The 23029-nt window shown below is 73.2% G+C and carries 20 protein-coding genes and 1 pseudogene; 4 read left to right on the plus strand and 17 right to left on the minus strand.

Features of this window, described 5'->3' with window-relative positions:
• Positions 1-113: 113 nt before the first annotated feature.
• The 10 genes and pseudogenes from AB0B39_RS07695 to AB0B39_RS07740 form a co-directional block, all read right to left on the minus strand.
• Entirely contained in the window at positions 114-311 is a 198-nt protein-coding gene (locus AB0B39_RS07695) for a hypothetical protein (RefSeq protein ID WP_234591216.1), read from the minus strand.
• A gap of 4 nt (positions 312-315) precedes the next feature.
• Complete coding sequence (locus AB0B39_RS07700; RefSeq protein ID WP_357496832.1) at positions 316-639, minus strand: hypothetical protein; 324 nt, start codon at positions 637-639, stop codon at positions 316-318.
• Positions 636-998 carry a DUF1622 domain-containing protein gene (locus AB0B39_RS07705; protein ID WP_234591220.1) on the minus strand — a complete coding sequence of 121 codons (363 nt, stop codon included), beginning with the start codon at positions 996-998 and terminating at the stop codon, positions 636-638. The genes AB0B39_RS07700 and AB0B39_RS07705 overlap by 4 nt, the downstream gene beginning before the upstream one ends.
• Before the next feature lie 39 nt (positions 999-1037).
• The gene (locus tag AB0B39_RS07710; RefSeq protein WP_234591222.1) at positions 1038-1625 is read right to left on the minus strand and encodes a TMEM165/GDT1 family protein; all 588 of its coding nucleotides are present in this window, start codon (positions 1623-1625) and stop codon (positions 1038-1040) included.
• 250 nt (positions 1626-1875) lie between these two features.
• Positions 1876-2841 carry an L-histidine N(alpha)-methyltransferase gene (gene egtD, locus AB0B39_RS07715; protein ID WP_234591224.1) on the minus strand — a complete coding sequence of 322 codons (966 nt, stop codon included), beginning with the start codon at positions 2839-2841 and terminating at the stop codon, positions 1876-1878.
• 53 nt (positions 2842-2894) lie between these two features.
• Positions 2895-3641, minus strand: a complete 747-nt coding sequence (egtC, locus tag AB0B39_RS07720; RefSeq protein WP_357496835.1) for an ergothioneine biosynthesis protein EgtC — start codon at positions 3639-3641, stop codon at positions 2895-2897.
• A gap of 40 nt (positions 3642-3681) precedes the next feature.
• On the minus strand, positions 3682-5034 hold the full coding sequence (egtB, locus tag AB0B39_RS07725) for an ergothioneine biosynthesis protein EgtB (RefSeq protein WP_357573801.1): 1353 nt from the start codon (positions 5032-5034) through the stop codon (positions 3682-3684).
• Between the two features lie 239 nt (positions 5035-5273).
• Positions 5274-6509 (minus strand): ergothioneine biosynthesis glutamate--cysteine ligase EgtA, encoded by a 1236-nt coding sequence (gene egtA / locus AB0B39_RS07730; protein ID WP_357573802.1) that lies wholly within the window; start codon positions 6507-6509, stop codon positions 5274-5276.
• Positions 6510-6664: 155 nt separating this feature from the next.
• A complete protein-coding gene (locus tag AB0B39_RS07735) occupies positions 6665-7570 on the minus strand; it encodes a hypothetical protein (RefSeq protein WP_357573803.1) in 906 nt (301 codons plus the stop codon).
• 244 nt (positions 7571-7814) lie between these two features.
• A pseudogene (locus AB0B39_RS07740) lies at positions 7815-8342 on the minus strand (RNA polymerase sigma factor); the annotation flags it as partial.
• Positions 8343-8863: 521 nt separating this feature from the next.
• Here AB0B39_RS07740 and AB0B39_RS07745 point away from each other — a divergent pair.
• Together AB0B39_RS07745 and AB0B39_RS07750 are read left to right on the plus strand one after the other, a co-directional pair.
• Positions 8864-10240 (plus strand): serine/threonine-protein kinase, encoded by a 1377-nt coding sequence (locus AB0B39_RS07745; RefSeq protein ID WP_357496843.1) that lies wholly within the window; start codon positions 8864-8866, stop codon positions 10238-10240.
• A gap of 104 nt (positions 10241-10344) precedes the next feature.
• Complete coding sequence (locus tag AB0B39_RS07750; RefSeq protein ID WP_357496845.1) at positions 10345-11607, plus strand: nucleotide sugar dehydrogenase; 1263 nt, start codon at positions 10345-10347, stop codon at positions 11605-11607.
• Between the two features lie 93 nt (positions 11608-11700).
• Here the strand turns inward: AB0B39_RS07750 and AB0B39_RS07755 are convergent, their stop codons facing one another.
• The 4 genes from AB0B39_RS07755 to AB0B39_RS07770 all read right to left on the minus strand — a co-directional run bounded on the left by AB0B39_RS07755 (position 11701) and on the right by AB0B39_RS07770 (position 16949).
• On the minus strand, positions 11701-14187 hold the full coding sequence (locus AB0B39_RS07755) for an ABC transporter permease (RefSeq protein WP_357573804.1): 2487 nt from the start codon (positions 14185-14187) through the stop codon (positions 11701-11703).
• A 146-nt stretch (positions 14188-14333) separates the two neighbouring features.
• Entirely contained in the window at positions 14334-14999 is a 666-nt protein-coding gene (locus tag AB0B39_RS07760; RefSeq protein WP_357496849.1) for a response regulator transcription factor, read from the minus strand.
• Positions 14996-16207 (minus strand): histidine kinase, encoded by a 1212-nt coding sequence (locus tag AB0B39_RS07765; protein WP_357573805.1) that lies wholly within the window; start codon positions 16205-16207, stop codon positions 14996-14998. The genes AB0B39_RS07760 and AB0B39_RS07765 overlap by 4 nt, the downstream gene beginning before the upstream one ends.
• A gap of 43 nt (positions 16208-16250) precedes the next feature.
• The gene (locus AB0B39_RS07770) at positions 16251-16949 is read right to left on the minus strand and encodes a DUF305 domain-containing protein (RefSeq protein WP_357573806.1); all 699 of its coding nucleotides are present in this window, start codon (positions 16947-16949) and stop codon (positions 16251-16253) included.
• A 140-nt stretch (positions 16950-17089) separates the two neighbouring features.
• On the opposite strand from AB0B39_RS07770, the gene AB0B39_RS07775 reads away from it, so the two are divergent.
• Both AB0B39_RS07775 and AB0B39_RS07780 read left to right on the plus strand, forming a co-directional pair.
• A complete protein-coding gene (locus AB0B39_RS07775) occupies positions 17090-18547 on the plus strand; it encodes a hypothetical protein (RefSeq protein ID WP_234582829.1) in 1458 nt (485 codons plus the stop codon).
• Positions 18548-18729: 182 nt separating this feature from the next.
• On the plus strand, positions 18730-19956 hold the full coding sequence (locus AB0B39_RS07780; RefSeq protein WP_357573807.1) for an SLC13 family permease: 1227 nt from the start codon (positions 18730-18732) through the stop codon (positions 19954-19956).
• Positions 19957-19962: 6 nt separating this feature from the next.
• Here AB0B39_RS07780 and AB0B39_RS07785 read toward each other — a convergent pair whose 3' ends face one another.
• The 3 genes from AB0B39_RS07785 to AB0B39_RS07795 form a co-directional block, all read right to left on the minus strand.
• Positions 19963-20439: a DUF1203 domain-containing protein gene (locus AB0B39_RS07785; RefSeq protein WP_357496857.1), complete on the minus strand. Its 477-nt coding sequence runs from the start codon at positions 20437-20439 to the stop codon at positions 19963-19965.
• Between the two features lie 100 nt (positions 20440-20539).
• Positions 20540-21370 (minus strand): MerR family transcriptional regulator, encoded by an 831-nt coding sequence (locus AB0B39_RS07790; RefSeq protein ID WP_357573808.1) that lies wholly within the window; start codon positions 21368-21370, stop codon positions 20540-20542.
• A 55-nt stretch (positions 21371-21425) separates the two neighbouring features.
• Entirely contained in the window at positions 21426-23027 is a 1602-nt protein-coding gene (locus AB0B39_RS07795; protein WP_357496861.1) for an asparagine synthase-related protein, read from the minus strand.
• Positions 23028-23029: the final 2 nt, after the last annotated feature.

Consider the following 23029-nt stretch of genomic DNA (forward strand, 5'->3'; position numbering starts at 1 on the left):
CCGGTGACCGGTCCCCAGGTGCACCGACCGCAGCGCGGTCAGCGCGTCCGGGTCGGCGGCGGCCGTGAACGCCGTCGCCCCTGTGGGGCGACCGCCGGCGATGCGTGCGGAGGTCAGCGGCGACGCTCGCTGGGGCGACGCTCCTCGGTCTCGTCGGCCAACGCGTCGGTCGCCGGCGCGGTGAGATCGTCGCCCGGCACCGCCACCTCCTCCGCGAGGTCCTGCTCGTCGGGCTTGCCGCCGGGCTGGGGCTCGGGAGCGGTGGCGCCACCGGCGTAGCCGTACTCGTTCGGTTCGTCGTGCCGGGCCATGTGGTTATCCTCCCGCTTTTCCCTGTTTCGCTGCTACCGCCCACGGTAAGTGGTGATCGTCGTCCGCGCAGCGCGGCGGGGATTGTCGGCGCGACCACGGCGGCGCGAGACTCAACGCCGCCGCGAGCAGTTGGCGCAGCGCGACGATCGCCGCCGCGGCAGCGAGGGCACCCCACTGCGGATCGCCGGCCAGACGGAGCAGGCCGGCCGCCGTGAGCAGATCCAGCAGGACCCGAACCGCGACCCGGACGGCACCTGTGCACAGGGCGGTGACCACACCCACGACCAGGGCCAGCGCGGTCACCACCTCGACCAGCGCACCGATCACGGCCGTGGCTGCCCGTCGGTGACCTGCCGCTGCTCCTGCCGGATCTCCCGGCCCAGGAAGTAGTTCAGCGCCGTCCGGATCGTGGCGATCGCCGCCAGCTGGCCGATCTGGGTGAACGACGGTGACACCGCCGTACGCAGGACGTCGGCGGCCAGCTGGAACTCCAGACCGAGCGTCAGAAACCGGCCCAGGGACAGTCGGATCGGAGTGAAGACGGCGGCGGTGCGGTGCCGCAGTCCTTCGACCACGAACCGCACCGCCGCCCACACGGCACCCACGAAGATCACCAGAGCCCCGGCCACCTCCACCACGGCGACCAGCACCTCGTCGCCGTGGCGCAGCAGCTCCGCCGGCTCCACCCGGAGCCGTTACCCGCCAGCGGGGCAGCTAGTCGGTGCTCAGGTCAGCTCGTTGACGGCCTCCAGGATCAGCCAGAGGCCACTGATGGCGAAGAGCACCGCGGCGCCGTACTTGATGGTCTTTTCCGGCAGGCGGCGGCCGAGCATCCGGCCCACCAGGATGGCCAGCGCGTCCGCGGCCACCATGCCGATCGTGGAACCGAGCCAGGTGCCGAACCAGCCGTACTTGGTGGCCAGGGTGATCGTCGCGAGCATCGTCTTGTCACCCAGCTCGGCCAGGAAGAACGCGACCGACACCGCCACGATCGCGGTCTTGCTGGTCTTCTCGGCCTTGCGCTTCTCCTCCTCGGTGAGCTTGTCACCGCGCAGGGTCCACGCGCCGAAGCCGAGGAACGCCACACCGGCCACCAGGGAGATCCACTCGGTGGGCAGCACGGCGCCGAGACCCGACCCGATGGCGACCGACGCCAGGTGCACCACCGCCGTGGCGACGGTGATGCCGATCAACACCGGAATCGGCTTGAACCGCGTGGCGAACGTCAGCGCCATCAACTGGGACTTGTCTCCCAGCTCGGCCACGAAAATGACACCGAAGCTGACGACCAGCGCGGCGAGGAATCCCTCCATGACATCCTTCCCGTTCACGCCGGGAGGAGGTACGGGGGCGCCCTCGACCCGGCTGCGACAGCCTGAGTCGAAGGTCTCGCCCGCCCCGGAGACCGGGGCCGCGTGGCCGGGTGCGGAACGCACCAGTATGTCGACCACGACATTGGGGGCTACTCCCCTTCGCGCGACCAGCCTAACCGATCACCGAACGGCCCGGACGCCGCGGGTGAAGAGCCTCACCGCGCCCGGGCCGGAGATCGTGGGTGCAGCCTCACCGCGCCCGGGCCAGGGTCACGCCGAAGAGCCCGTCCGGGTCGGTCCAGAAGTTCGCCGCCGCGAAGCCCGCGTCGCGCAGCTCCGCGGCCACCCCCTCCGGACGGAACTTCGCCGACACCTCCGTGCGCAGCTCCTCCCCCGCGGCGAACTGGACCGTCAGATCCAGCACCCGGACCCGCATCGGGCGCGTCGCCCGCAGCCGCATCTCGATCCACTCGTGGTCCGGATCCCAGTGGGCGACGTGCTCGAACGCCTCCGGGTCGAAATCGGCGCCCAACTCCCGGTTGATCACGTACAGCACGTTGCGGTTGAACTCGGCCGTGACGCCGGCCGCGTCGTCGTACGCGGGCACGATCACCGACGGGTCCTTCACCAGGTCGGTGCCGAGCAGTAGCCAGTCGCCGACCTCCAGCGCGGCGCGCATCGCGGCCAGGAAGTCGGCCCGCTCGGCCGGCAGCAGGTTGCCGATCGTGCCGCCCAGGAACACCACCAGCCGCCGACCGCCGGTGGGCAGCCGGTCGAGCTGACGGGTGAAGTCACCCACGATGCCCCGGACCCGCAGCCCCGGATAGTCGGCGGCGATCTGCGCGGTCGACCCCAGCAGGGCACTTACCGACACGTCCAGCGGCACGAACGTGCCCAGCCCGCCCTGACGGGTGAGCGCGTCCAGCAGCAGCCGGGTCTTCTCCGACGAGCCGGAGCCCAGCTCGATCAGGGTCTTGGCGCCGGTCAGCGCCGCCACGTCCGGCGCGCGCTCGGCCAGCACCGCCCGCTCCGCCCGGGTCGGGTAGTACTCGGGCAGCCGGGTGATCTCCTCGAACAGCTCGCTGCCCCGCGAGTCGTAGAACCACTTCGGCGGCAGCCACTTCGCCTCGGCGGTCAACCCGGCCCGGACGTCCTCCCGCAGGCCACGCTCCAGGTCCTGCGGCTCAAGGTAGATCTCCAACGGTTCCGCGGTCATCGGTCCTGCCTCTCTCCTCGGTCACACACCTCGCGTTGCCCGACCGGTGCCGCTCACCGGATCGGCAGTGGGCACATCCGCACCTCGTCCACGGTGGCCGTGACCAGGTGCCCCTCCGGCACCGGCCGCCACCCGGGATCGTCGTCGTGTGGCTCGGAGGCCAGCAGCACCGAGCCCGCCGCCGCACGTACCGACAGCGCGTGGCCGAACGTGGTGGCCACCACGCGCCGCCCGTCGGTGAGCAGCACATTCAGCCGCGACCCCGGGGCGGCCACGGCGACCTCGGCCACCGTCCGGGCCACCGCCTCCGCCGGATCGTCGCCGCCGCGCAGCCGGTGCCGCACCAGCGCCCACAGCAACGCCGAGTCGGTCGCCGCGTCCAGGGTCAGCAGGTCACGGACCGGCAGGCCGGCGGCGAGCGGCACCACCGCGTCCGGCCAGCCCCGGACCACACCGTTGTGGCTGAACAGCCAGCGCCCCTCGGCGAACGGCGCGGCGGCACCGTCGAGCACCGCCATCCCGACGGTCGCCGAGCGGACCGCGGCCAGCACAGCGCCGGCCCGGGTCACCGCCGCCAGGTCGGCGATCGTCGGGTCGCTCCAGATCGGCTGGGCACGCCGGTACCGCACCGGCTCGCCGTCGCTCGGATACCAGCCGACGCCGAACCCGTCGGCGTTGATCGTGCCGCCGCCGCGCATGTCACGAGGCGCCCAGGACTGGCGTACGAGTGCGTGCGCCGGCTCGAACAGCAGCTCGGCAAGCGTGACCGGCGGCCCCAGATAGGCCAGGTGACGGCACATCAGCGCAAGCCGGCCGCCGGCGCAGCCGCCCGGCGCGACGTCACGGGTGCGACTCGTCCGGCGCGGCGTCCCGGGCGCAGCGGAAGCCGCTGAAGATCTGCCGCCGGATCGGATAGTCCCAGTTGCGGAACGTCCCCCGGCAGGCCGACCGGTCCGTGCCGAACGAGCCGCCACGCAGCACCCGGTAGTCCTCGCCGAAGAACACCTCCGAGTATTCCCGGTAGGGAAACGCGGTGAAGCCGGGATGGCCGCGGAAGGTCGTCGACGTCCACTCCCAGACGTCCCCGATGAGCTGGTGCACACCCAACGGCGACGCCCCCGCCGGGTACGCGCCCACCGGCGCCGGCCGCAGGTGACGTTGGTCGAGGTTCGCGTGCGCCTCGGTCGGGTCCTCGTCGCCCCACGGGTAACGGCGCGACCGACCCGTCGCCGGATCCCACCGGGCGGCCTTCTCCCACTCCGCCTCGGTCGGCAGACGCTTGCCCGCCCACGCGGCGTACGCCTGCGCCTCGTAGAAGCACACGTGCACCACCGGCTCGTCGGCGCGCACCGGATCCCACCTGCCGAAGCGGCGGTACGCCCAGCCGTCACCGTCGCGACGCCAGTGCATCGGCGCGACGAGCTGCTCGGACACCCGGTGCTCCCAACCCGCCGCGCTCCACCACCGTGGGTCGGTGTAGCCGCCGTCGGCGATGAACGCCACGTACTCGCCGTTGGTGACCGGCGCGGCGTCGATGACGTACGCGGGCAGGTCGACGCGGTGCGCGGGACGTTCGTTGTCCAGCGCCCAGGGATCGGTGTCCGTGCCCATCGTGAACTCCCCGGCCGGCACCAGCACCTCACCGCCGACGCGGGCGGTCGGCTCGGGTGGTGGCGGGGCGTGCAGAACCGCCGCACCCGCGCGCAGCTGGTGGGTCGCGAGCATCGTCTCGTCGTGCTGCTGCTCGTGCTGAACGATCATGCCGAAGGCGAACCCGTCGGCGACCAGCGGCCGGTCGGTGAAACTCACGGCGTCGAGCAGGTCGTGCACCTTGTCGCGGACCGTGCCCAGATAGGCACGCGCCTCCGCCGGTGGCAGCAGCGGCAGCGCCGGCCGGTCGCGGCGGGGCTGCTTGAACGCGTCGTACAACTCGTCGATGTCGCAGCGGACCGGCTCGCGGCCACCCACATCACGGACCAGCCAGAGTTCCTCCTGGTTGCCGACGTGCGCCAGATCCCACACCAACGGCGACATCAACGGAGAGTGCTGGCGCATCAGGTCGGCCTCGTCGACGGCCTCGGTCAGCAGCGCCGTACGGGACCGGGCACGCGCCAACTCCGCCGCGATCCGCCCCCGCAACCGCTCCCCCTCGGGATGGTCAGTCGTGCCCACAGCCACCGTCTCGCCGTTCACCGGTCTCCCTTTCGTTCGCGACTGCGGGGCTCGCAACCCCGGCTCACTCCTCGCGCTCACCCAGTCCGCCTTCCGTTCGCGACTGCGGGGCTCGCAACCCCGGCTCACTCCTCGCACTCACCCAGTCCGCCTTCCGTTCGCGACTGCGGGGCTCGCAACCCCGGCTCACTCCTCGCACTCACCCAGTCCGCCTTCCGTTCGCGACTGCGGGGCTCGCAACCCCGGCTCACTCCTCGCACTCACCGGTCTCCCCGCTGTGCGGCGGCCAGCCGCCGTCGTACGCCTCGGTGGACCTCGTCGTGGATGCCGGCCGGCAGCTCCAGCCGGGGCAGTGCGGCCAGGGCCAGGTCGAGCAGCGCGGCCGCGGCGGCGGCCAGCGTCGGGTCGGACAGACCGTGCCGCGCGGCCGCCGACCAGCGGTGCGCCACCGGCGCACCGATCGTGTACGCCGCGCGCACGGTGTCCGCGTCGGCGAACAGCGCGCTCAACACCGCCAGCGGGAGACGCCAGTCCCGGTCCGGCTGGGCGTCCAGATAGCGCAGTTCCAGGTAGCCGCGCGGACGCACGGGCGGAAAGAGGGTGCTGACGTGATAGTCAAGATCGTCGGTGGTGGGTGGGCGGGGCAGCGCCCCGTCGAGCCAGTCGGCGAAGGTGACACCCGGCGGCGGCGCCCAGTCCGGGCCGCGTCGGCGCAGGCAGAGCAGCGGCGCGGCCAGCACGTACCGGATCCAGGTGGTCGTCGGATCCTCGTCGGCGTTGCCGGGCACCCACACCGGGCGGGTGCGGGTCGGGTCGATGGCCAGCCAGGCGGCCATCCGCGCGGACGCCCACCCGGTGCGCCGCCCGGCGTGCCGGCTGGCCGAGGCGAACGCCGCCAGCAACGGCGGCCCGACCGCGTGGGCCGCCGCCCAGCGCGGCGCGACCTGGTCCGGCTCGCCGATGTCGAGGCAGACCTGCAGACCGGCGGTGCTGTACATCATCGTCCGGCCGGCCGGTCCCCGCCTGTCGAAGGCGCGGCGCATCGCGCGGTATCGGGGGGTGTCCACCACGGGGCGGGGCCGACGGTGCGGGTCGATTCCGCTGCGGCCGAGGGTCAGCCCGGCGGCGGTCAGCAGGCCGGTGACCTGGGCGATATCGGCCTCGGTGGCCTGGATCAGCGCGCCGGCCGAGGAGCGCGGCGGGGTGGAGATCTCCAACTGGCCGCCCGGTTCGAGGGTCACCGTGCCGCCGTGTCGCAGCGGCTCGGCGGGGCTCGCCGGGTCCAGCGTGACGGGGCTGTGGCGCCCCAGCGCCGCCCGCAGCCGCACCGGGTCGACCGGTCGGGCGGGGTCGGCGGCGTCGTGCACGGTCCATTCCAGTTCGACGCCGGTGTATGTCGGGGGGCCCGTCTTGAAGCAGATGCGAGCGAGATGTCGGCTGGCGGCGGCGGACTCACGCAGGATCGCGCTGCGGTCCAGCTCGGGCGACGTCACCATCGGTGCAGCCTCCTTCGTCGTGCGCCAACTCCGGAACACTGTGCCACCGTAAACCCACCCACCGACACTGTCGGCGGCGTCGAGGGTGCCACCAACCTCTGTCTAACAGACGAATTTCCCGGGGCACGGCAGAACGAACCGCGCCGGCTGGATGCTCAGTTCGCGGCCGGCCCCGCCGGGCGCGAGGGCTTGTGCTTCGCCGATCCCGGCGGCGTCGCCGCCGCGGACGGTTCGGCGGGGGGCGGCGTCCGCTCCGGAGCGGACGGCTCCGCTGACGGGGACGTTCGCGCCGGAGCGGACGGCTTCGCCTCGGGCACCAGTCGCTGGCAGTACTCCTCGACTGCGGCGACGCCACCGGCGGCCGCCACCAGCCGCTGGAAGGCCGGGGTCCGCAACTTCTTCTCCCGCTGCTCGGGCTTCCCGGCCCGCCAGGCGCGGCACAGCCCGTGCAACTGACCCCCCGGCGTCACGCCAGCCGACGGGGTGCCGGTCACCGACGGCGAGCCAGCAGGCGTCGACCGGCTCGGAGCGGCGGACGGGGTGGCCTCGGGAGCATTGGAGGGTCGCGGCGCGCTGCTCGGCACCGGAGGCGCCGGTTCCGGCGCCGGGTCCAGGTCCAGGCTGGCCGCGGCGAACGCGGCGCCCGCGGTGGCGGTGGCCGCCAGCGCGCCGATCCAGGCCAACGCGCCGGCGGTGAGCCGGCGGCCGCGTGGTCGTCGGCCCGCCGAGGGCTCCGGGGCGGCGGCCCGGGCGGCCCGGAACGCGGCCAGCGCTGCCTCCTCGCCCGCCAGCTCCCCCGGCCGGGCCGGGCCGGCGGCGGCGGCGAGCAGCCGCGCCAGCGGGTCGGTCGCCGACTGCGGGGCGGCGGACGCACGGGACCGCTCGGCCGCATCGAGGTCGAAAGCGACGGCGGTGTCGACGTGCGGGGCCGCGGCGGAGGCCGACGACGTGTCCGGGCCGAAAGGCGCCTCGGGGTCGAGGGCAGCGTCGATGCGGGTGGCGTCGAGCAGCCGCTCGGTCTCGGCACGGCCGGCGTGCCGGTCCGGCCGGTACGGGTTCATCCGGAATCCCCTCACGTCAGCCGTCCGCCTGCTCGGCGTGTGACGTCCGCCGGGATCGGCCGGTCCGTCCGCGAGGTGGCGGGACCACCTCGGCGCCGACCGACGGTGTGACGCCGTCGGCGCCGTGAGCCGGCACGGCAGGCGCGGACCGCGTCATCGGAGCGTCAGGCGTCGACACCCCGCCCTGCGCGTCGGTCGTCCCGGTGGGGACCGCACCGTTGGGCGGCGCCACGGTCACCGTCTGTCGATCCAGCAGGGTGGCTAGCCGCCGCAGCCCACGGTGGGCGGCGGTCCGGACGGCCCCGGCCCGACGCCCCAGCACCCGACCGGCCGACTCAGCGTCCAACCCGATCACGGCCCGCAACAGCACCGCCTCGGCCTCGCGCGGCGGCAGCGTGGCGATCAGTGCCAGGGCCGCCTCGGTGCTGATCGTCTCGCCGGCCCGCTCGGCGGTGTCGACGTCGCCGGCCAACTCGGTGAGCGCCTGCACCGGGACGGGCAGCGACGGTCGCCGACGCAGCCGGCGCAGATGATCCATGGCCCGGTTACGGGCGATGGTGACCGTCCAGGCGCGGAACTCACCGCCGGTGAAGGTGGGCAGGTCGCGGGAGATCTGCAACCACGTCTCCGACGCCACGTCCTCGGCGTCCGCGCCGACGAGGGCGGTCAGGTAGCGCAGCAGACCCGGCTGCAGGCTGCGGTACAGGAAGCGGAAGGCGTCCTCGTCGCCGGCCTGCGCCGCGGTGACCGCCTCGGACAACTCGCCGGTCATCCGCGGCTCACGGATCGTTCGGGACGGCGGCCCGGCCCGACGCGCCATGGCGGCGCTGTCCGCGCGCGCACCGTCGACCGCACCCGCACCGCCCTCCCCCGAATCCGCATCCGCTTCGCGCCCGCGTCCGGGCCGGCCGGGGGCCTCCGCCCCGGCGCGATGGCTCTCGACTCTCGAGGCGGTCGGCCGGGCGGCCCCGAGCCGGGCTAACGCTAGGAGGGGACCATCCGAGCGACAAGTCGGGATCGCGTCACGGAAGAGTGACAATTATCAAGCCGTCCGGACGGCGTGCCGCCGTAACAGCTGGGCACCAGCGGACGCTCCCGGGGCCGGGAGACGGCCCCCGGCGGTGATCCGGCAATCGTACGCCGGGATGTGTCGCCTTTTGTCACGTGCCGTCATCATGGCGTCACAGATCTGGCCGTGTCCACTGAGGTCGGACCGGTCGGACCGGTGGGTACGACCGCCTGGCCGATCAGCCGCAGCGCGCCGTTGGCCGCCACTCTGGGTACGGTAATGCTGTGTTGTCATCGGAGGTCGTGCTCAGCGGGCGGTACCGCCTGGACGAACGTGTCGCCACCGGCGGCATGGGCGACGTCTGGCGTGCCTCGGACCTGGTCCTCGGCCGGCAGGTCGCGGTCAAGGTCCTGCTGCCGGCGCTGGTCTCCGACCCGGACTTCATCGCCCGTTTCCGGGCCGAGGCACGGATCATGGCCGCTCTGCGGCACCCCGGGATCGTGCAGGTGTACGACTGCGGCGAGGACGACCTGCCCGACGGCGGTCGGGCGGACTACCTGGTCATGGAGTTCGTCGAGGGCGAGCCGCTGTCCAAGCGGATCGAGGCGGCGGGTCGGCTCGACGTGGCCGAGACGATGTCGATCGTGGCCCAGGCGGCGCACGCGCTGAGCGCGGCACACCGCGGCGGCATCGTGCACCGCGACGTCAAGCCCAGCAACCTGCTGGTCCAGGAGGACGGCACTGTCGTCCTCGTCGACTTCGGCGTCGCCCGTTCCACAAACGTGACCAGCATCACCAGCACGAACGCGGTGCCCGGCACGGCTCTCTACATGGCGCCCGAGCAGGCCGCCGGTCGTCCGGTCAGCGGCGCCACCGACATCTACGCGCTCGGCGCGGTCGCCTACTGCTGCCTGACCGGCGGTCCACCGTTCACCGGGGACAACCCCCTCCAGGTCGCCGTCCGGCATCTCGACGACGAGCCGCCGGAGCTGCCGCACGAGATCCCCGAGGCGGTCCGCGCCCTGGTGTCGCGGGCCCTCGCCAAGGATCCGCTCGACCGTTTCACCAGCGGCTCGGCCATGGCCGAGGCCGCCCGCACGGCGGTCACCGGCGGCGAGCCGCCGACGGCGATGGCGGCGTCGGTCCCGCTGCGCGAGGCCGGACCGGGCACCCGCACCGACGTGCCGGTCGGCGCGGCGGTGGCGAGCGCGGCGGATGTCGCGCGTCAGCGACGTCGCGGGCCACTTGTCGGCGCGGCAGCCGCCATGCTGGTAGCCCTGATCGGTCTCGGGGCGGCGCTGGGTGCGGCACGCAACACCGGCGACGAGGAGCCGGCGGTCAACCTGCCGACGACCTCCGCGACGCAGGCGCCCAGCCAGCAGGCGGAGCTGCCGGCGGCGAACGAGCAGAGCACCGACGACCCGGAGCGCCCGAACCGGCCGAACGTCCCGGACGCCACCACGTCGGCGTCGGTCACCGCCACGCCGAGCACGCAGCCCTCGCAGTCGTCCAGCCCGCCGTCGGCGACGCCGAACGCGACCACCGCGCCGCCGCCCAGCGACCCGCCGAAGACCGACCCGCCGAAGACCGACCCGCCCCCGACCAGCCCGCCCCCCAGCTCGGAGGCGTCGACCGGTCCGGACGATCCGGTGGGCAACTGACCAGCCGCCTCACCAGCACCGATATCACCAAAACGGACTTACGCCGCCGATAACCACTCTAGGCTCTCCGCAGGTCATTTCCACCATCTGCCGCGGGAGCCCGGGTGAGCGCTGAGAAGCTGGTCGTGATCGGTCAGGGGTACGTCGGGCTGCCGCTGGCCATGCGCGCCGTCGAGGCGGGCTTGGACGTCGTCGGCCTCGACGTCGACGCCGACCGGGTGAAGCGGCTCGCGTCCGGTGAGTCCTTCGTCGAGGACATCCCCACCGACCGGCTGGGCCGGGCGCTGGGCAGCGGTCGGTACCGCCCCAGCACGGAGTACACCGACGCCGAGGGTTTCGACATCTGCGTCATCACCGTGCCCACCCCGCTGCGCGACGGCACCCCGGACCTGAGCTTCGTCGAGCAGGCCGGCGTCGGCATCGGCCCGTACGTGCGGCCGGGTTGCACGGTGATCCTGGAGTCGACCACCTATCCCGGCACGACGGAGGAGCTGCTTCGACCGCTGCTGGAGTCGGCCAGCGGGCTGACCAGCCCCGGCGACTTCCACCTCGGCTACAGCCCCGAGCGGATCGACCCGGGCAACCCGACCTGGCGACTGGAGAACACCCCGAAGGTGGTCTCGGGTGTCGACCCGGCGTCGCTGGCCCAGGTGCAGGGGTTCTACCAGCGCCTGGTGGAGCGCACCGTAGCGGTGGACTCCACCAGGGTCGCCGAGCTGACCAAGCTGATCGAGAACACGTTCCGCCAGGTCAACATCGCGTTGATCAACGAGCTGACGATGCTCTCGCACCACCTGGACATCGACGTCTGGCAGGCGATCGACGCCGCCGAGACCAAGCCGTTCGGGTTCCTGCCGTTCCGGCCCGGCCCCGGCGTCGGCGGGCACTGCCTGCCGATCGACCCGTGCTACCTGTCCTGGCAGGTCAAACGGCGCCTCGGCCGGCAGTTCCGGTTCATCGAGCTGGCCAACGACGTCAACCACGAGATGCCCGAGCACGTCGCCCAGCGGATCATGGCGGGGCTGAACCGCTCCGGTCGGGCGGTGAGCGGCGCCCGGCTGCTGCTGCTGGGGCTCGCGTACAAGAAGAACACCGGAGACATGCGGGACTCCCCCGCCGTCGACGTGGCCCGCCGTCTGCAGGCCCTCGGCGCCGAGGTCCACGCGGTCGAGCCGTACGCCCAGGCCCACCACATTCCCGCCGGGGTCACCATCGTCGGGCTCACCGAGCGGGAGGTGCGGGCCGCGGACGCGGTGGTGGTGGTCACCGACCACGACAGCTTCGACTACGACCTGGTGGTCCGGCACGCCCGCTACGTCTTCGACACCCGCAACCGGTGCGCCGGCGAGATGGTCGAGCGCCTCTAGACCCGGCACCGCTGGCCGGTCCCGCCGCCGGGGAAGACGGCGGGACCGGCCGGCGGATGTCCGCTCGACGCCCGCGAGACGGGGCAGACCGGATCACGTGTCGGCGAGCGCCTCGACGACGGGCCGGGACAACGCCCGGCGGGCCGGGAGCACCGACGCGAGCAGGGCGGCCAGCACGGCCACGCCGAGGATCAACCCGAGCTGGCCGAACGGCAGCACCACGTGGAAGTCCCCACCGAGACGGTCCAGCAGCGCCATCGCGGAGGCGCTGACGCCGGTGCCGAGACCGACGCCGAGCACCGCGCCGACAAGTGCCATCAGGACCGCCTCCGCCGCCAGCATGGCCCGCATCCGGGCCCGGGTCAGCCCGACCGCCCGCAGCACGGCGTTCTCCCGGGTGCGTTCGACAACCGACAGGCTCAGCGTGTTCGCCACGCCGACCAGCGCGATCACCACGGCCAGGCCGAGCAGCGCGGTGACGAAGGCCAACAGCATGTCCACAGTGCCGGTGAGCATCTTCTTGTACGCGCCCTGGTCCATCAGGTTCACCGTCGGATAGCGGGCCAGGACGGTCTCGATCGCGTCGCGGGCCTCGTCGGCGCTCACGCCGGCGGCGGGGTCGATCTCGGCCAGAAAGCCCCGCTCGCGGGGGAAGAGCACGGCGAAGTCCACGTCGTCCAGGTCGATGACGTGCCCCTTGGGCGCCGCGCCGGCGACCATGTCCGGCGCGTCGTCGGCGACCACCGCCGCCACCCGGAACGACCGGCCCGCGATGGTGACCGGGGAACCGACCTGCCAGCCGCGCGCCTGCGCCAGCTCCCGGTACACCAGGACCTGCCCCGGCCCGAGTCGCCCGACGTCGCCGGCCAGCACGGCGGTCAGCGTCCGGCCGACCAGCGCCGGGTGGGCGGCGCGGACCTCGATGTCGCCGGTGACGGTGCTGCGCTGCTCGTGCACCACGCCCAACTCGGGGCGCGCGGCCAGCTCACCGGCGAGCGCGGCGGGCAGGTTCTGGCCGATGCCGCTCACCACGAAGTCCGTCCCGATCTCGGCGTCGACGCTGCGTTCGATGCCGTCCTTGGTGCTGCGCGCACCGACCACGAACGCCGACACGAGTCCGATTCCGATCACCAGGGCGGTCGCCGTGGCGGCGATCCGGCGCGGATTGCGCACGGCGTTGGCCACCGCGAGACCCACTGTCATCCCGAACAGCCGCCGAGCCGGCCAGCCGATCGCCCGGACCAGCGCCGGGACGAGCACCGGCCCGAACAGGACGATCCCGAAGAACGCCAACACGCCGCCGACGGCCACGAGCAGCACCTGACCGGCGCTGGCGGCGCCAGCGAGGGCCGCGACGCCGGCACCGAGCACCACCGCACCGACGATCAGGCGCAGCCGACCGGCGCCCCGACCGGGCTGCACCGCGGCGTCGGTGAGCGCGGCCACCGGGGCGACACTGGTCCCCCGCCAGGCGGGCAGCAGGGCGGACGCCACGGTGAGCGCGGTGCCAAGCAGCAGGCTGGTCAGCACTGTCGAGCCGGCGACGGTCAGCCCACCGGAGAACGGCACGTCCAGCCGGGTCATCAGCAGCCGCATACCGGCCGCGAGAGCGATCCCGAGCAGCACCCCGAGCACGGACGCCACGAAGCCCACCAGCGCCGACTCCAGCAGGGCGGCCCGGAAGACCTGCCCCCGCGTCGCGCCCACCAGGCGCAGCAGGGCGGTGCGCCTGGTGCGTTGCGCCAGCACGATCGCGAAGGTGTTGGCGATCACGAAGCCGGCCACCACCACCGCGACCCCGACGAAGATGAGCAGCAGCATCATGAACTGGTTCAGGTCCCGGACCGCGTCGTCGACGGCCTCGTCGAGGATCTGCTGCCGGCCCTTCACGCTGGCGTCGGCGCCCCCGACGACCGCGCGCAGCCGGTCGGTCAGCACTGTCTCGGACGTTCCCGGTCGCGCCGCCACCATGATCCGGTCATAACCGCGCGCGCCGCTGACCGCGAGCGCGTCCGGGCCGACCAGGCCGATGAACGGCCCGCCGACGTCGCGGACGCTGCCCGCCACGTCGACGGTACCGACCAGGGTGTACGGACGGGCCGCGCCGCCGGTGCCGCCGACCTGGACCGGGGCGCCGAGGGTGAAGCCCTCCTCGGCCGCGGTGGCCGCGTCGAGCACCACCTCGCCCGCGCGGTCGGGTAGGCGGCCGGACACCACGTCGTACGAGCGCAGAGCAGCCTCGGTGGGGATGCCGGCGAGCACGGCGTAGCCGAGCACCGGCCGGCCGTCGGTGCCGAGAAGCCCCGCGGTGCCGATCAGCTCCCCGGCCGCGGCGGCCACGCCGTCGACGGCGCGGACCCGGTCGGCCAGGCTCGCCGGCAGCGCCCTGTCGCCGCTCGGGTAGACGCCGAGGTCGGTGTGCCGGTCGAAGGTCCCGGCCCGCTCGTACGCGCCGGCGCGCATCCCGTCGACGAAGATCAGCGTGCCGGCGATGAACGCGACGCCGAGCACGACTGCCAGCGCGGAGAGCAGCATGCGCAGCGCCTCGGCGCGCAGCGAGCGCAGGGTCGATCGGATCATGTGCGGGCTCCCGGTGCAGGCGCGGATCGGACGCCTTCGACGCTATGGCCGGGCCGACCCGATCGATCTCCACCTGGACGCTCGAGGTGCGTACGACCGAGGTAGCGCTCGGCCCGCCGGCCGTACGACCCGGGTCGTACGACGGGTCACCGGCCGGGCGTGACCAGGCCGCTCTCGTACGCCAGCACGACCGCCTGGACCCGGTCGCGCAGGTGCAGCTTCGCCAGGATGCGCCCGACGTGGGTCTTCACCGTGGCCTCGGCCACGTGCACCTTGGCGGCGATCTCGGCGTTGGACAGGCCCTGCGCGACCAGCAGCAGCACCTCCCGCTCCCGCTCGGTGAGCTGGGCCAGCCGGGGGTCGGCGGTCGGGCCCGCGCCGAGCTGGCCGGCGAAGCGGTCCAGCAGCCGCCGCGTGATCGACGGGGCGACCACCGAGTCGCCTCGCGCCACCACCCGGATGGCGTCCAGCAGTTCCTCCGGCGGGACGTTCTTGAGCAGGAAGCCGCTGGCACCGGCCTGGAGCGCGGCGAACGCGTCCGCCTCGGTGTCGAAGGTGGTCAGCACGAGCACCCGGGGAGGGCCCGACGGCCGGTCGGCGCAGAGCCGGCGGGTCGCCTCCACCCCGTCCATGGTGGGCATCCGGATGTCCATCACCACCACGTCGGCCTCGGTGCGGGACAGCACCCGCAGGGCGTCCGCGCCGTCGATGGCCTCCCCGACCACCTCCAGGTCGGGTTGGGAGCTGAGCACCATCCGGAATCCGGCGCGCACCAGCGCCTGGTCGTCCACGATCACCACCCGGACCGTCATGCCGCGATCACCTCCGCTGAGGGTTCCGACGGTAGCGGTAGCCGGACCTGGACCTGCCAACCCCCGGTCGGCTGGGCGCCGGCGGTGAGGCTGCCGTCGTACACCGCCACCCGCTCGCGCATGCCGAGCAGGCCGTGACCGCCCGACGGCGCCGGGCTGACCACCGGGCGGCCTCGGCCGTCGTCGACGACCCGGACCACGACGGCGTCGGCGGTGTACGCCAGGGTGACGTCGACGGCGGCCCCGACACCTGCGTGTTTGAGCGCGTTGGTCAGCGCCTCCTGCACCACGCGGTAGACGGTCAGTTCCAGGCCCGGAGGCAGGGCCGGCGGCTGACCGCTGGCGGTGTCGTGGATGCGCAGCCCGGCGTCGCGGAAGCGGGCCAGCAGGTCGGGCAGCTCGGCCAGGGCCAGCCGGCGGTGCTCCGGGTCGGCGGCCACCACCGACCCGCCGACGCCGGACGGGCCCGCGTCGCGCAGCACCCCGACCAGCCGGCGCATCTCCTCCAGCGCCGAACGGCCGGTGTCGGCGACCACCTTCACTGCCGTGCGGGCCTGCTCGGGGTCGCGGTCGAGCATGAACCGGGCCCCGTCCGCCTGGACGATCATCACCGCCATGCTGTGCGCCACCACGTCGTGCAACTCGCGGGCGATGCGGGTGCGCTCCTCGGCGACCGCCACCCGGGACTCGGCCTCCCGCTCGCGTTCCAGGGTGGCGGCCCGTTCCTCGAGGCTGAGCACGTACAGGCGGCGGGTCCGTACGTTCAGCGCGACGAGCCAGACCGCGCCGGTGACCAGCGCGTACCACAGCGCGGTCACCCACCAGTCGATGACGCCGGGGGTCTGCGCGGCGGCGAGCAGCACGCCCACGGCGGCGACCGCGCCGGCCAGCACGCCGTCGCGCAGGCGTTCGCCGTATTTCACGACGCTGTAGAGCGCGATGAGAACGGCGACGTCGAAGGCGAGCGGACCCCACTGGGCGATCACCTGGACCAGGGCGAGCGCCGCCACGACGACCGTCACCGCGCCCGGGTGGGTGCGGCGGAACAGCAGCGCCACCGCCATGGCCACGCCGACGCCGGTGGCGGCCCAACCGCCGGGCTGGGCCACCGCCGAGGCGAGGCCGACGAACGCCACCACGGCGGAGACGGCCACGTCGAAGGCGACGCCGCGCAGGGGGCGGCCGAACAGCGTGCGTCTCACGGTCACCCAGCGTACGTGTCGTGGCCGGTGGCGGGCGGCCGGTGGCTGGTCAGCGCGGGGTCAGCTCGCGCAGGCGGGTGATCTCGATGGCCTGCTCGGTGGCGAGGGAGGTGGCCAGCTCGTTGAGGGTCGCATCGACGCCTACCGACAGCAGGTCGGTGGCCATGGTGACGGCGCCCTGGTGGTGGTCGGTCATCATCGCGATGAAGAGGCGGTCGAACTCGACGCCCCGGGCAGCGGTCAGCCTGTTCATCGCCTCGGGTGACTGCATTCCCCGCATGCCGGCGTGGTCGTGGCCGGGCGCCGTCTCGGGCAGCCCGCGGGTGGCGAGCCAGCCGCGCAGGACCTTGATCTCCGGGCCCTGGCCGGCGCGGATGCGGTCGGCGTAGGCGCGGATCCGGGGGTCGGCCGCCCGCTCCTGGGCCAGCGTGCTCATCTCCAGCGCCTGCTGGTGGTGCGGGATCATCATCTGGACGTAGATGGTGTCCAGGCCGTTGTAGCGGGGTGGGCTGTCGTCGCGCAGCTCGTGCGCGGACCGGGCGACCGCCGGCTCACCCGGACGGCCGGGCACGAGCACGGGCGGGGGTGGCGGACCGGTCGGGCTGGCCGTCGGAGACGGTGACGCCGGACCGCGTTCGGCTGCCGGCCGGCCGGGGTCGCCGCCGGCACGGACCGCCAGCACCCCCAGCACCACAACGATGGCCGCCGCTATGACGACGGCCAGTAACCGGCCACGTCGGACAGTCATGTCGCACCCCCCTCAGGTCGAGGTCGCAGCGATCCTATCCATTGACGAGTCGGCGTAGATGTGACCCAGCTCACATCGATGATCTCCGTGGCTCGGTAAGGTACCGACAACGTCATCCCCCCTTTCGAAGGGCGCCGCCGATGATCAAGTTGGCCACCGCACGGCTCCGACAACTCCGCATCGTCAGCCTGGCCGCAACAGGCCTGCTGCTGACCAGCGTCGCCGTGGCGACGCCGAGCAGCGCGCAGGAGGCAGCGCCGGCCGCGGCACCACCGGCCGCCGCCGCCAGCGACATCCCGGGTGTCGACGAGATCCGCAGCAGCCCCAACCTGCGGCAGATCGCCAACCTGCCGAAGCAGGCGCCGTTCGACACGACGGCCGCGCTCAACAGCGACATGGCGTTCCAGGGCAAGTACGCCTTCGCCGGCAACTACAACGGGTTCGTCGTCTACGACATCTCCCGGCCCAGCGCGCCCAAGATCACCGCGCAGGTCAACTGCCCGGGCTCGCAGAACGACATCTCCGTCTACGGCAACCTACTCTTCGTCTCCACCGACTCGTCACGCAGCGACGACTCGTGCGCGAGCGTGGCGCAGCCGGCGTCGGTGAAGGAGTCGTGGGAGGGCATCAAGGTCTTCGACATCAGCGACAAGGCCAACCCGCGCTACATCAAGTCCGTCGAGACCGCCTGCGGCTCGCACACCCACACGCTGGTGCCGGGCAAGGACCGCAAGAACGTCTACCTGTACGTCTCGTCGTACAGCCCGCGGGCCGAGTTCCCCGACTGCCAGCCGCCGCACGACTCCATCTCCATCATCAAGGTGCCGGTGAAGAAGCCGACCCAGGCGGCAGTCATCTCGACGCCGAACCTCTTCCCGGACGGCGGTTTCCCGGGCAGCGAGACCGGCTCGGCGACCACCGGCTGCCACGACATCACCGCGTACCCGTCGAAGGACATCGCCGCCGGCGCCTGCATGGGTGACGGCGTCCTGCTCGACATCAAGAACCGCGAAGCGCCCCGGGTGATCACCCAGGTCCGCGACACGGTCAACTTCGCCTTCTGGCACTCGGCCACCTTCAACAACGCCGGCACCAAGGTCGTCTTCACCGACGAGCTGGGCGGCGGCGGGGCGGCCACCTGCAACGAGACCGTCGGCCCCAACCGCGGTGCGGACGCCGTCTACGACATCACCGGCCGCGGTGACGCCCGGAAGCTGGAGTTCCGCAGCTACTACAAGATCCCCCGGACGAACGCCGAGACCGAGAACTGCGTGGCGCACAACGGCTCGCTGATCCCGGTGCTCGGGCGGGACATCATGGTGCAGGCGTGGTACCAGGGCGGCATCTCCGTCTGGGACTTCACCGACTCGCGCCACCCCAAGGAGATCGCGTACTGGGAGCGGGGCCCGCTGTCCGACACCCAGGCCATCACGGGCGGCGCCTGGTCGACGTACTACTACAACGGCAACATCTACTCCAACGACATCCAGAAGGGCCTGGACGTCCTGGAGCTGAACGACTGGCGGACCTGGACGGCCAACCTGACCCGGTTCCCGGAGCTGAACGTGCAGACCCAGCCCGGTTACCTGAGCTGGTAGCACGCACCGCGTGACCCGGGCCCGGCCTCCTTCTCGAAGGGGCCGGGCCCGGCCATGTCACGACGTGGATCAGGCCCGGTCCGGCGGGCCGGCGCCTCGGTCGAGGGCAGCCCGGTGGGGCCCGTCACCTGGGCGGGGGTGGCCGGGCCGCTCCGGCGGGTGATGTGCCAACGTGCTCAGCTGTGAAGTCTGCCGCCGGCACGCCGCCGGCCCCGCCCGAGCCGACCGTGCGCTGGCGTCCCCACCCGCTCGACGTGGTGGCGGTCGTCCTCGCGGTGGCCGGTGCGGCCTGCGCGCTGAGCGGGCTGCTGCCCCGCGCCGAGACGACAGCGACCCTGCACCGCATCCTGCCGCTGCTGCTTTTCCTCGGCACCGTGATCGTGCTGGCCGAGCTGACCGCCGTGGCGGGGGTCTTCGACGTGCTGGCCAGCCGGCTGGCCATCGCCTCCCGGGGCCGCTGGGCGGCGCTGTTCCTGCTCTGCGGCGGCCTCGCCACGGTGACCACGCTCGTGCTCAACCTCGACACCACAGCCGTGCTGCTCACGCCGGTGCTGCTCGCGCTGGCCCGCGGCCTGCGCGTCCCGGCCGGGCCGCTCGCGGTCACCACGGTCTGGCTGGCGAACACCGCGAGCCTGCTGCTGCCGGTGTCCAACCTGACGAACCTGCTGGCCGCCGACCGGGTCGGCCTCACGCCACTGGCGTACGCCGAGCGGATGGCGCTGCCGCAGCTCGCCGCCGTGGCGGTCACGATGGTGCTGCTCTGGTACGGCTGGTGGCGGCGTGAACGGCCGGCCGGTGGTCGCTTCGTACCGCCGGCCCGGCACGTGCCGCCCGATGCGGTGCTGCACCGCACCGCGTTCGCCGGTTGCCTGCTCTTCGTCGCCGGCATCCTCGCCGGGGTGGAGATCGGGCTCGCCTCCAGCGTCGCGCTCGCGCTGGTGCTGGTGGGCTTCGTGATCCGCTCCCCGGCGACACTGCGCCCCGCGTTGGTGCCCGTACGCCTGCTGCTCTTCGTCGTCGGCCTGTTCCTGGTGGTGCAGACCCTCGGCCGGCACGGGCTGGACGACCTGGTGGCCGGCCTGGTCGGGGCCGACGGCGGGGCGGCCGGCGCGCTGCGTGCCGGCGGCACCGGGGCGCTCCTGGCCAACGCGGTGAACAACCTACCGGCCTACCTGGCCGGCGAGTCGGTGCTGCCGACGGCCGACCACACCCGCCTGCTGGCCCTGCTGATCGGCACGAACGTCGGCCCGCTGGCCGCGCCGTGGGCGTCGCTGGCCACCCTGCTGTGGTTCGAACGGTGCCGGGCTGCCGGTGTGACGGTGCCGGTGAAGCGGTTCGTGCTGACCAGCACCCTGCTCGCCGTCGTCGGCACGCTCGCGGCGGTCGGCGCGCTGCTGCTGGTCAGCTGAGGGCCGTCACCCGGCGGCCCGCTCCACCACGAACATGAAGCAGCCGTAGACCACGTTGCGGCTGTGCAGCTGGTGCACCTGCGGGTCGGCGAACAGCTCCGCGATCACCGCCTCCGGGTCCGTGCCGTCGTGCAGCCTGCCGCCGCAGATCCGTCCCTGCCGGTCGTACGCCCGCAGGACCTGGGGACGTCCCCGCCAGGCCGGCGGGTGGCCGCCGCGGTGGTCCGGGCCGGGGCAGGCGGAGGCGTGCGCGAAGACCGGCCCGATCTCCCGGTACGCGACGGCGGCGATCGGCGGGGCGTAGCCGAAGAGCAGCAGCGCCTCCCCGGCCTCGGCGTCGCGCAGGCAACAGCGCAGCGGCTCCCCGCCGTCGGCCGGGCGCCCTTCGACGCGATGGCCCGCGGCGTCGCGGCCGGTCCGACGGACGAGGTCCAGCGCCGCGGCCGGCACGGCGTGGACGCGGAAGGTGGCGGTGATCGTCATGCGTCCAGCCTGCCCCGGCCAGGGTGCGGGTGCTGGCGGCGATCGGACCTGGCGCTGGGACCAGCCGCCGACGCGCTCGGCGCGACGGCGAAAGCGACAGTCAGGCGCGGTCGACGGCGAGCTGAAGCTCGGTGACGCCCTGCTCCGGGGAGTCCTGACAATATTCCAGGTACACCTCACGGGCGAATCCGACGGTGCGGTAGCCGTTCTCCTCGATCCACCGGGCGAGCACCTGGATGCTCTGCTCGACGTCGTCCATGGCGCCGTGGTGGACGATCGTCGCGGCCGTGCCCACCGCGGGCAGATCACGTACCGCCAGGTCGGACCGTGCCATCACGCCGGCGCCGACGGTCACCCCGGCGTGCACGACGACAGCGTCGCCGTCGTCATCGCCGGCGGGTTCGTACCAGGCGATGGCCGGGCCGGTCGGCGTGATCCCGGCCTCGGCCAGCCGGCGGAACAGCTCCGGGTACAGCGGTTGGATCACCGGACCGATGTCCTGGGTCTCGTAGCTGGGCGCGACAGCGCTCAGCTCCGCGACGCGCACCGGCGGGATCTGCGTGAGTACGACGTCCTGGGCGGTCATCCGACCCTCCGACTCGATCATGCGGAGCCTCGCCTCGACGGCCGTGAGCCGCGCGGTGTCGGCGGCCAGTTGCGCCGTCAGCTGGCTGCGGCGCAACCGCAGCATGCCGCGCAGCTCGGCGGTGTCGACGGCGTCGTCCAGGATCGCCCGCACCTGTTCCAGGGTGAGACCCAGGTCCTTGAGGGCGAGCACCCGGTTGAGCCGGCGCAGCTGGTCCGCCCGGTAGGAGCGGTAGCCGGTGTGCGCGTCGACGCTGGCCGGGCGGAGCAGGCCGATGCTGTCGTAGTGGCGCAGCATCCGCACCGACACGCGGCCGAGGCGGGCGAAGTCTCCGATGCTGAACATGGTCCCCTCACGCTCGTCCCTGACACGGTGTCAGAGTCAAGCGTCGGGTGGGTGCTCAGCCGACGGGTGAGCGGCGGGGCGGGCGGGGCCCGACCAGCCGACGGACCATCGGCGCGGCGTTCCACCTCGCCGCCCCGACCAGGTCGCGGGCGTGTTCCAGGACTGTGTAGTCGGGCCGGTTCATCCCGTCGGCGATGGCCCGGTCCAGGTCGTTGCCACAGCGGCTGAGCACCGTGTCGAAGTCACGGCGGACCGGTTCCAGCAGGTCGTAGCCGAACGTCCGGTGCATCCGCGCGAACAGCGGCTTGTAGAGCCGGACCCGCTCGTGCAGCCCCGAGGAGTACGACATGGGGTTCTTCGGCCGCCGCAGGACGTACTCGGGCAGCACGTCGGCGAACGCCCGACGCACGATCCACTTCTCCTGGCCGTCGCGCACCTTCAGATCCATCGGCAGACGCATCGCCAACTCCACCACGCTGAGGTCGAGGAACGGCACCCGCGCCTCCACCCCGTGCCCCATGGCGGTCCGGTCGACCCGCTGCAGCTCGGTACGGCACAGGTTGCGGATGCGGTGCAGGAACAGCCGACGCGACGCGATCGGGTCGACCTGGCGGTACATGGGGTACCCGCCGAACAGCTCGTCGGAGCCGTCGCCGGTGAGTACCACCTTCACGCCGAGGTCCCGCAGCCGCCGGAAGATCGGCACCGAGACGACGGCGTTGATGATGTCGCCGTACTCGGTCAGCTCGGAGATCCGGATGGCCTCGCGGACGTCGGCCAGCCGGATGTCGCGCGGGCGCAGCTCGACGACCACGTGCGGCACGTCGAGGTCGGCGGCGAGCCGCCGGGCGTACGCCACGTCGGGGCTGTCCGGCACGCCGACAGTCACCGCCACGCAGTCCGGGTGGATGTCGCGTACCTGCCGCAGCGTCAACGAGCTGTCCAGCCCGCCGGAGAGCACCACCCCGACGGTCAGGTCGGTCTCCACCCGCATCCGGATGGCGTCGGTCAGGGCGGCCCGGACGAGCAGGGTGGCCTCGTCCGGGTCGTCGATGACCGGCAGACCCTCGCCGATGGTGAGCAGGTCGACGTACGGGCGCAGCCGCACGGGCCCGTCCGGCGCCGCCCAGCCGTGGTGTCCGGGCGGCACCTCGGCGACCGGGGCGTGGTGCCCGACGAGCGCCTTCACCTCGGAGGCGAGGTGCAGGCAGCCGGGCCGGCGGGACCAGTACAGCGGTTTCACCCCGAGCGGGTCGCGGGCCAGGTACGCCCGGCCGCTGGCGCGTTCGACGACCGCGAAGGCGTACTCGCCGCGCAGCCGGGTCACCGCCGCCTCGCCCCACTGTTGGAACGCGGCCAGCAGCACCTCGGTGTCGCTGTCGGTGCGGAACACCTGCCCGAGCCGGGTGAGCTGCGCGCGCAGCTCCCGGTGGTTGAAGATCTCGCCGTTGAAGCAGAGCAGCCAACGTTCGTCGGTCGACGTCCAGGGCTGTACGGCCCGGTCGCGGTCGACGACGCGCAGCCGGCGGGTGCCGGCGAGCAGTCCGCGCTCCGAGCGGGTCTCGGTGACCTCGCCGCGTGGGGCGAGGACGGCCAGCATCCGCCGGAAGGTCGCGGGGTCGGCCTCGGGGCCGAGGCTCAACGCGATGCCGCACATGG

The sequence above is a fragment of the Micromonospora sp. NPDC049114 genome (assembly GCF_040648635.1).
Taxonomy (GTDB): Bacteria; Actinomycetota; Actinomycetes; order Mycobacteriales; family Micromonosporaceae; genus Micromonospora.

Excerpts from the sequence above, each read along its gene's own strand:
- AB0B39_RS07695 (WP_234591216.1), bottom strand. The coding sequence starts at position 311 with ATGGCCCGGCACGACGAACCGAACGAGTACGGCTACGCCGGTGGCGCC.
- AB0B39_RS07710 (WP_234591222.1), bottom strand. The coding sequence starts at position 1,625 with ATGGAGGGATTCCTCGCCGCGCTGGTCGTCAGCTTCGGTGTCATTTTC.
- egtD (WP_234591224.1), bottom strand. The coding sequence starts at position 2,841 with ATGACCGCGGAACCGTTGGAGATCTACCTTGAGCCGCAGGACCTGGAG.
- egtC (WP_357496835.1), bottom strand. The coding sequence starts at position 3,641 with ATGTGCCGTCACCTGGCCTATCTGGGGCCGCCGGTCACGCTTGCCGAG.
- egtA (WP_357573802.1), bottom strand. The coding sequence starts at position 6,509 with ATGGTGACGTCGCCCGAGCTGGACCGCAGCGCGATCCTGCGTGAGTCC.
- AB0B39_RS07735 (WP_357573803.1), bottom strand. The coding sequence starts at position 7,570 with ATGAACCCGTACCGGCCGGACCGGCACGCCGGCCGTGCCGAGACCGAG.
- AB0B39_RS07755 (WP_357573804.1), bottom strand. The coding sequence starts at position 14,187 with ATGATCCGATCGACCCTGCGCTCGCTGCGCGCCGAGGCGCTGCGCATG.
- AB0B39_RS07760 (WP_357496849.1), bottom strand. The coding sequence starts at position 14,999 with ATGACGGTCCGGGTGGTGATCGTGGACGACCAGGCGCTGGTGCGCGCC.
- AB0B39_RS07770 (WP_357573806.1), bottom strand. The coding sequence starts at position 16,949 with ATGACTGTCCGACGTGGCCGGTTACTGGCCGTCGTCATAGCGGCGGCC.
- AB0B39_RS07775 (WP_234582829.1), top strand. The coding sequence starts at position 17,090 with ATGATCAAGTTGGCCACCGCACGGCTCCGACAACTCCGCATCGTCAGC.
- AB0B39_RS07785 (WP_357496857.1), bottom strand. The coding sequence starts at position 20,439 with ATGACGATCACCGCCACCTTCCGCGTCCACGCCGTGCCGGCCGCGGCG.
- AB0B39_RS07790 (WP_357573808.1), bottom strand. The coding sequence starts at position 21,370 with ATGTTCAGCATCGGAGACTTCGCCCGCCTCGGCCGCGTGTCGGTGCGG.
- AB0B39_RS07795 (WP_357496861.1), bottom strand. The coding sequence starts at position 23,027 with ATGTGCGGCATCGCGTTGAGCCTCGGCCCCGAGGCCGACCCCGCGACC.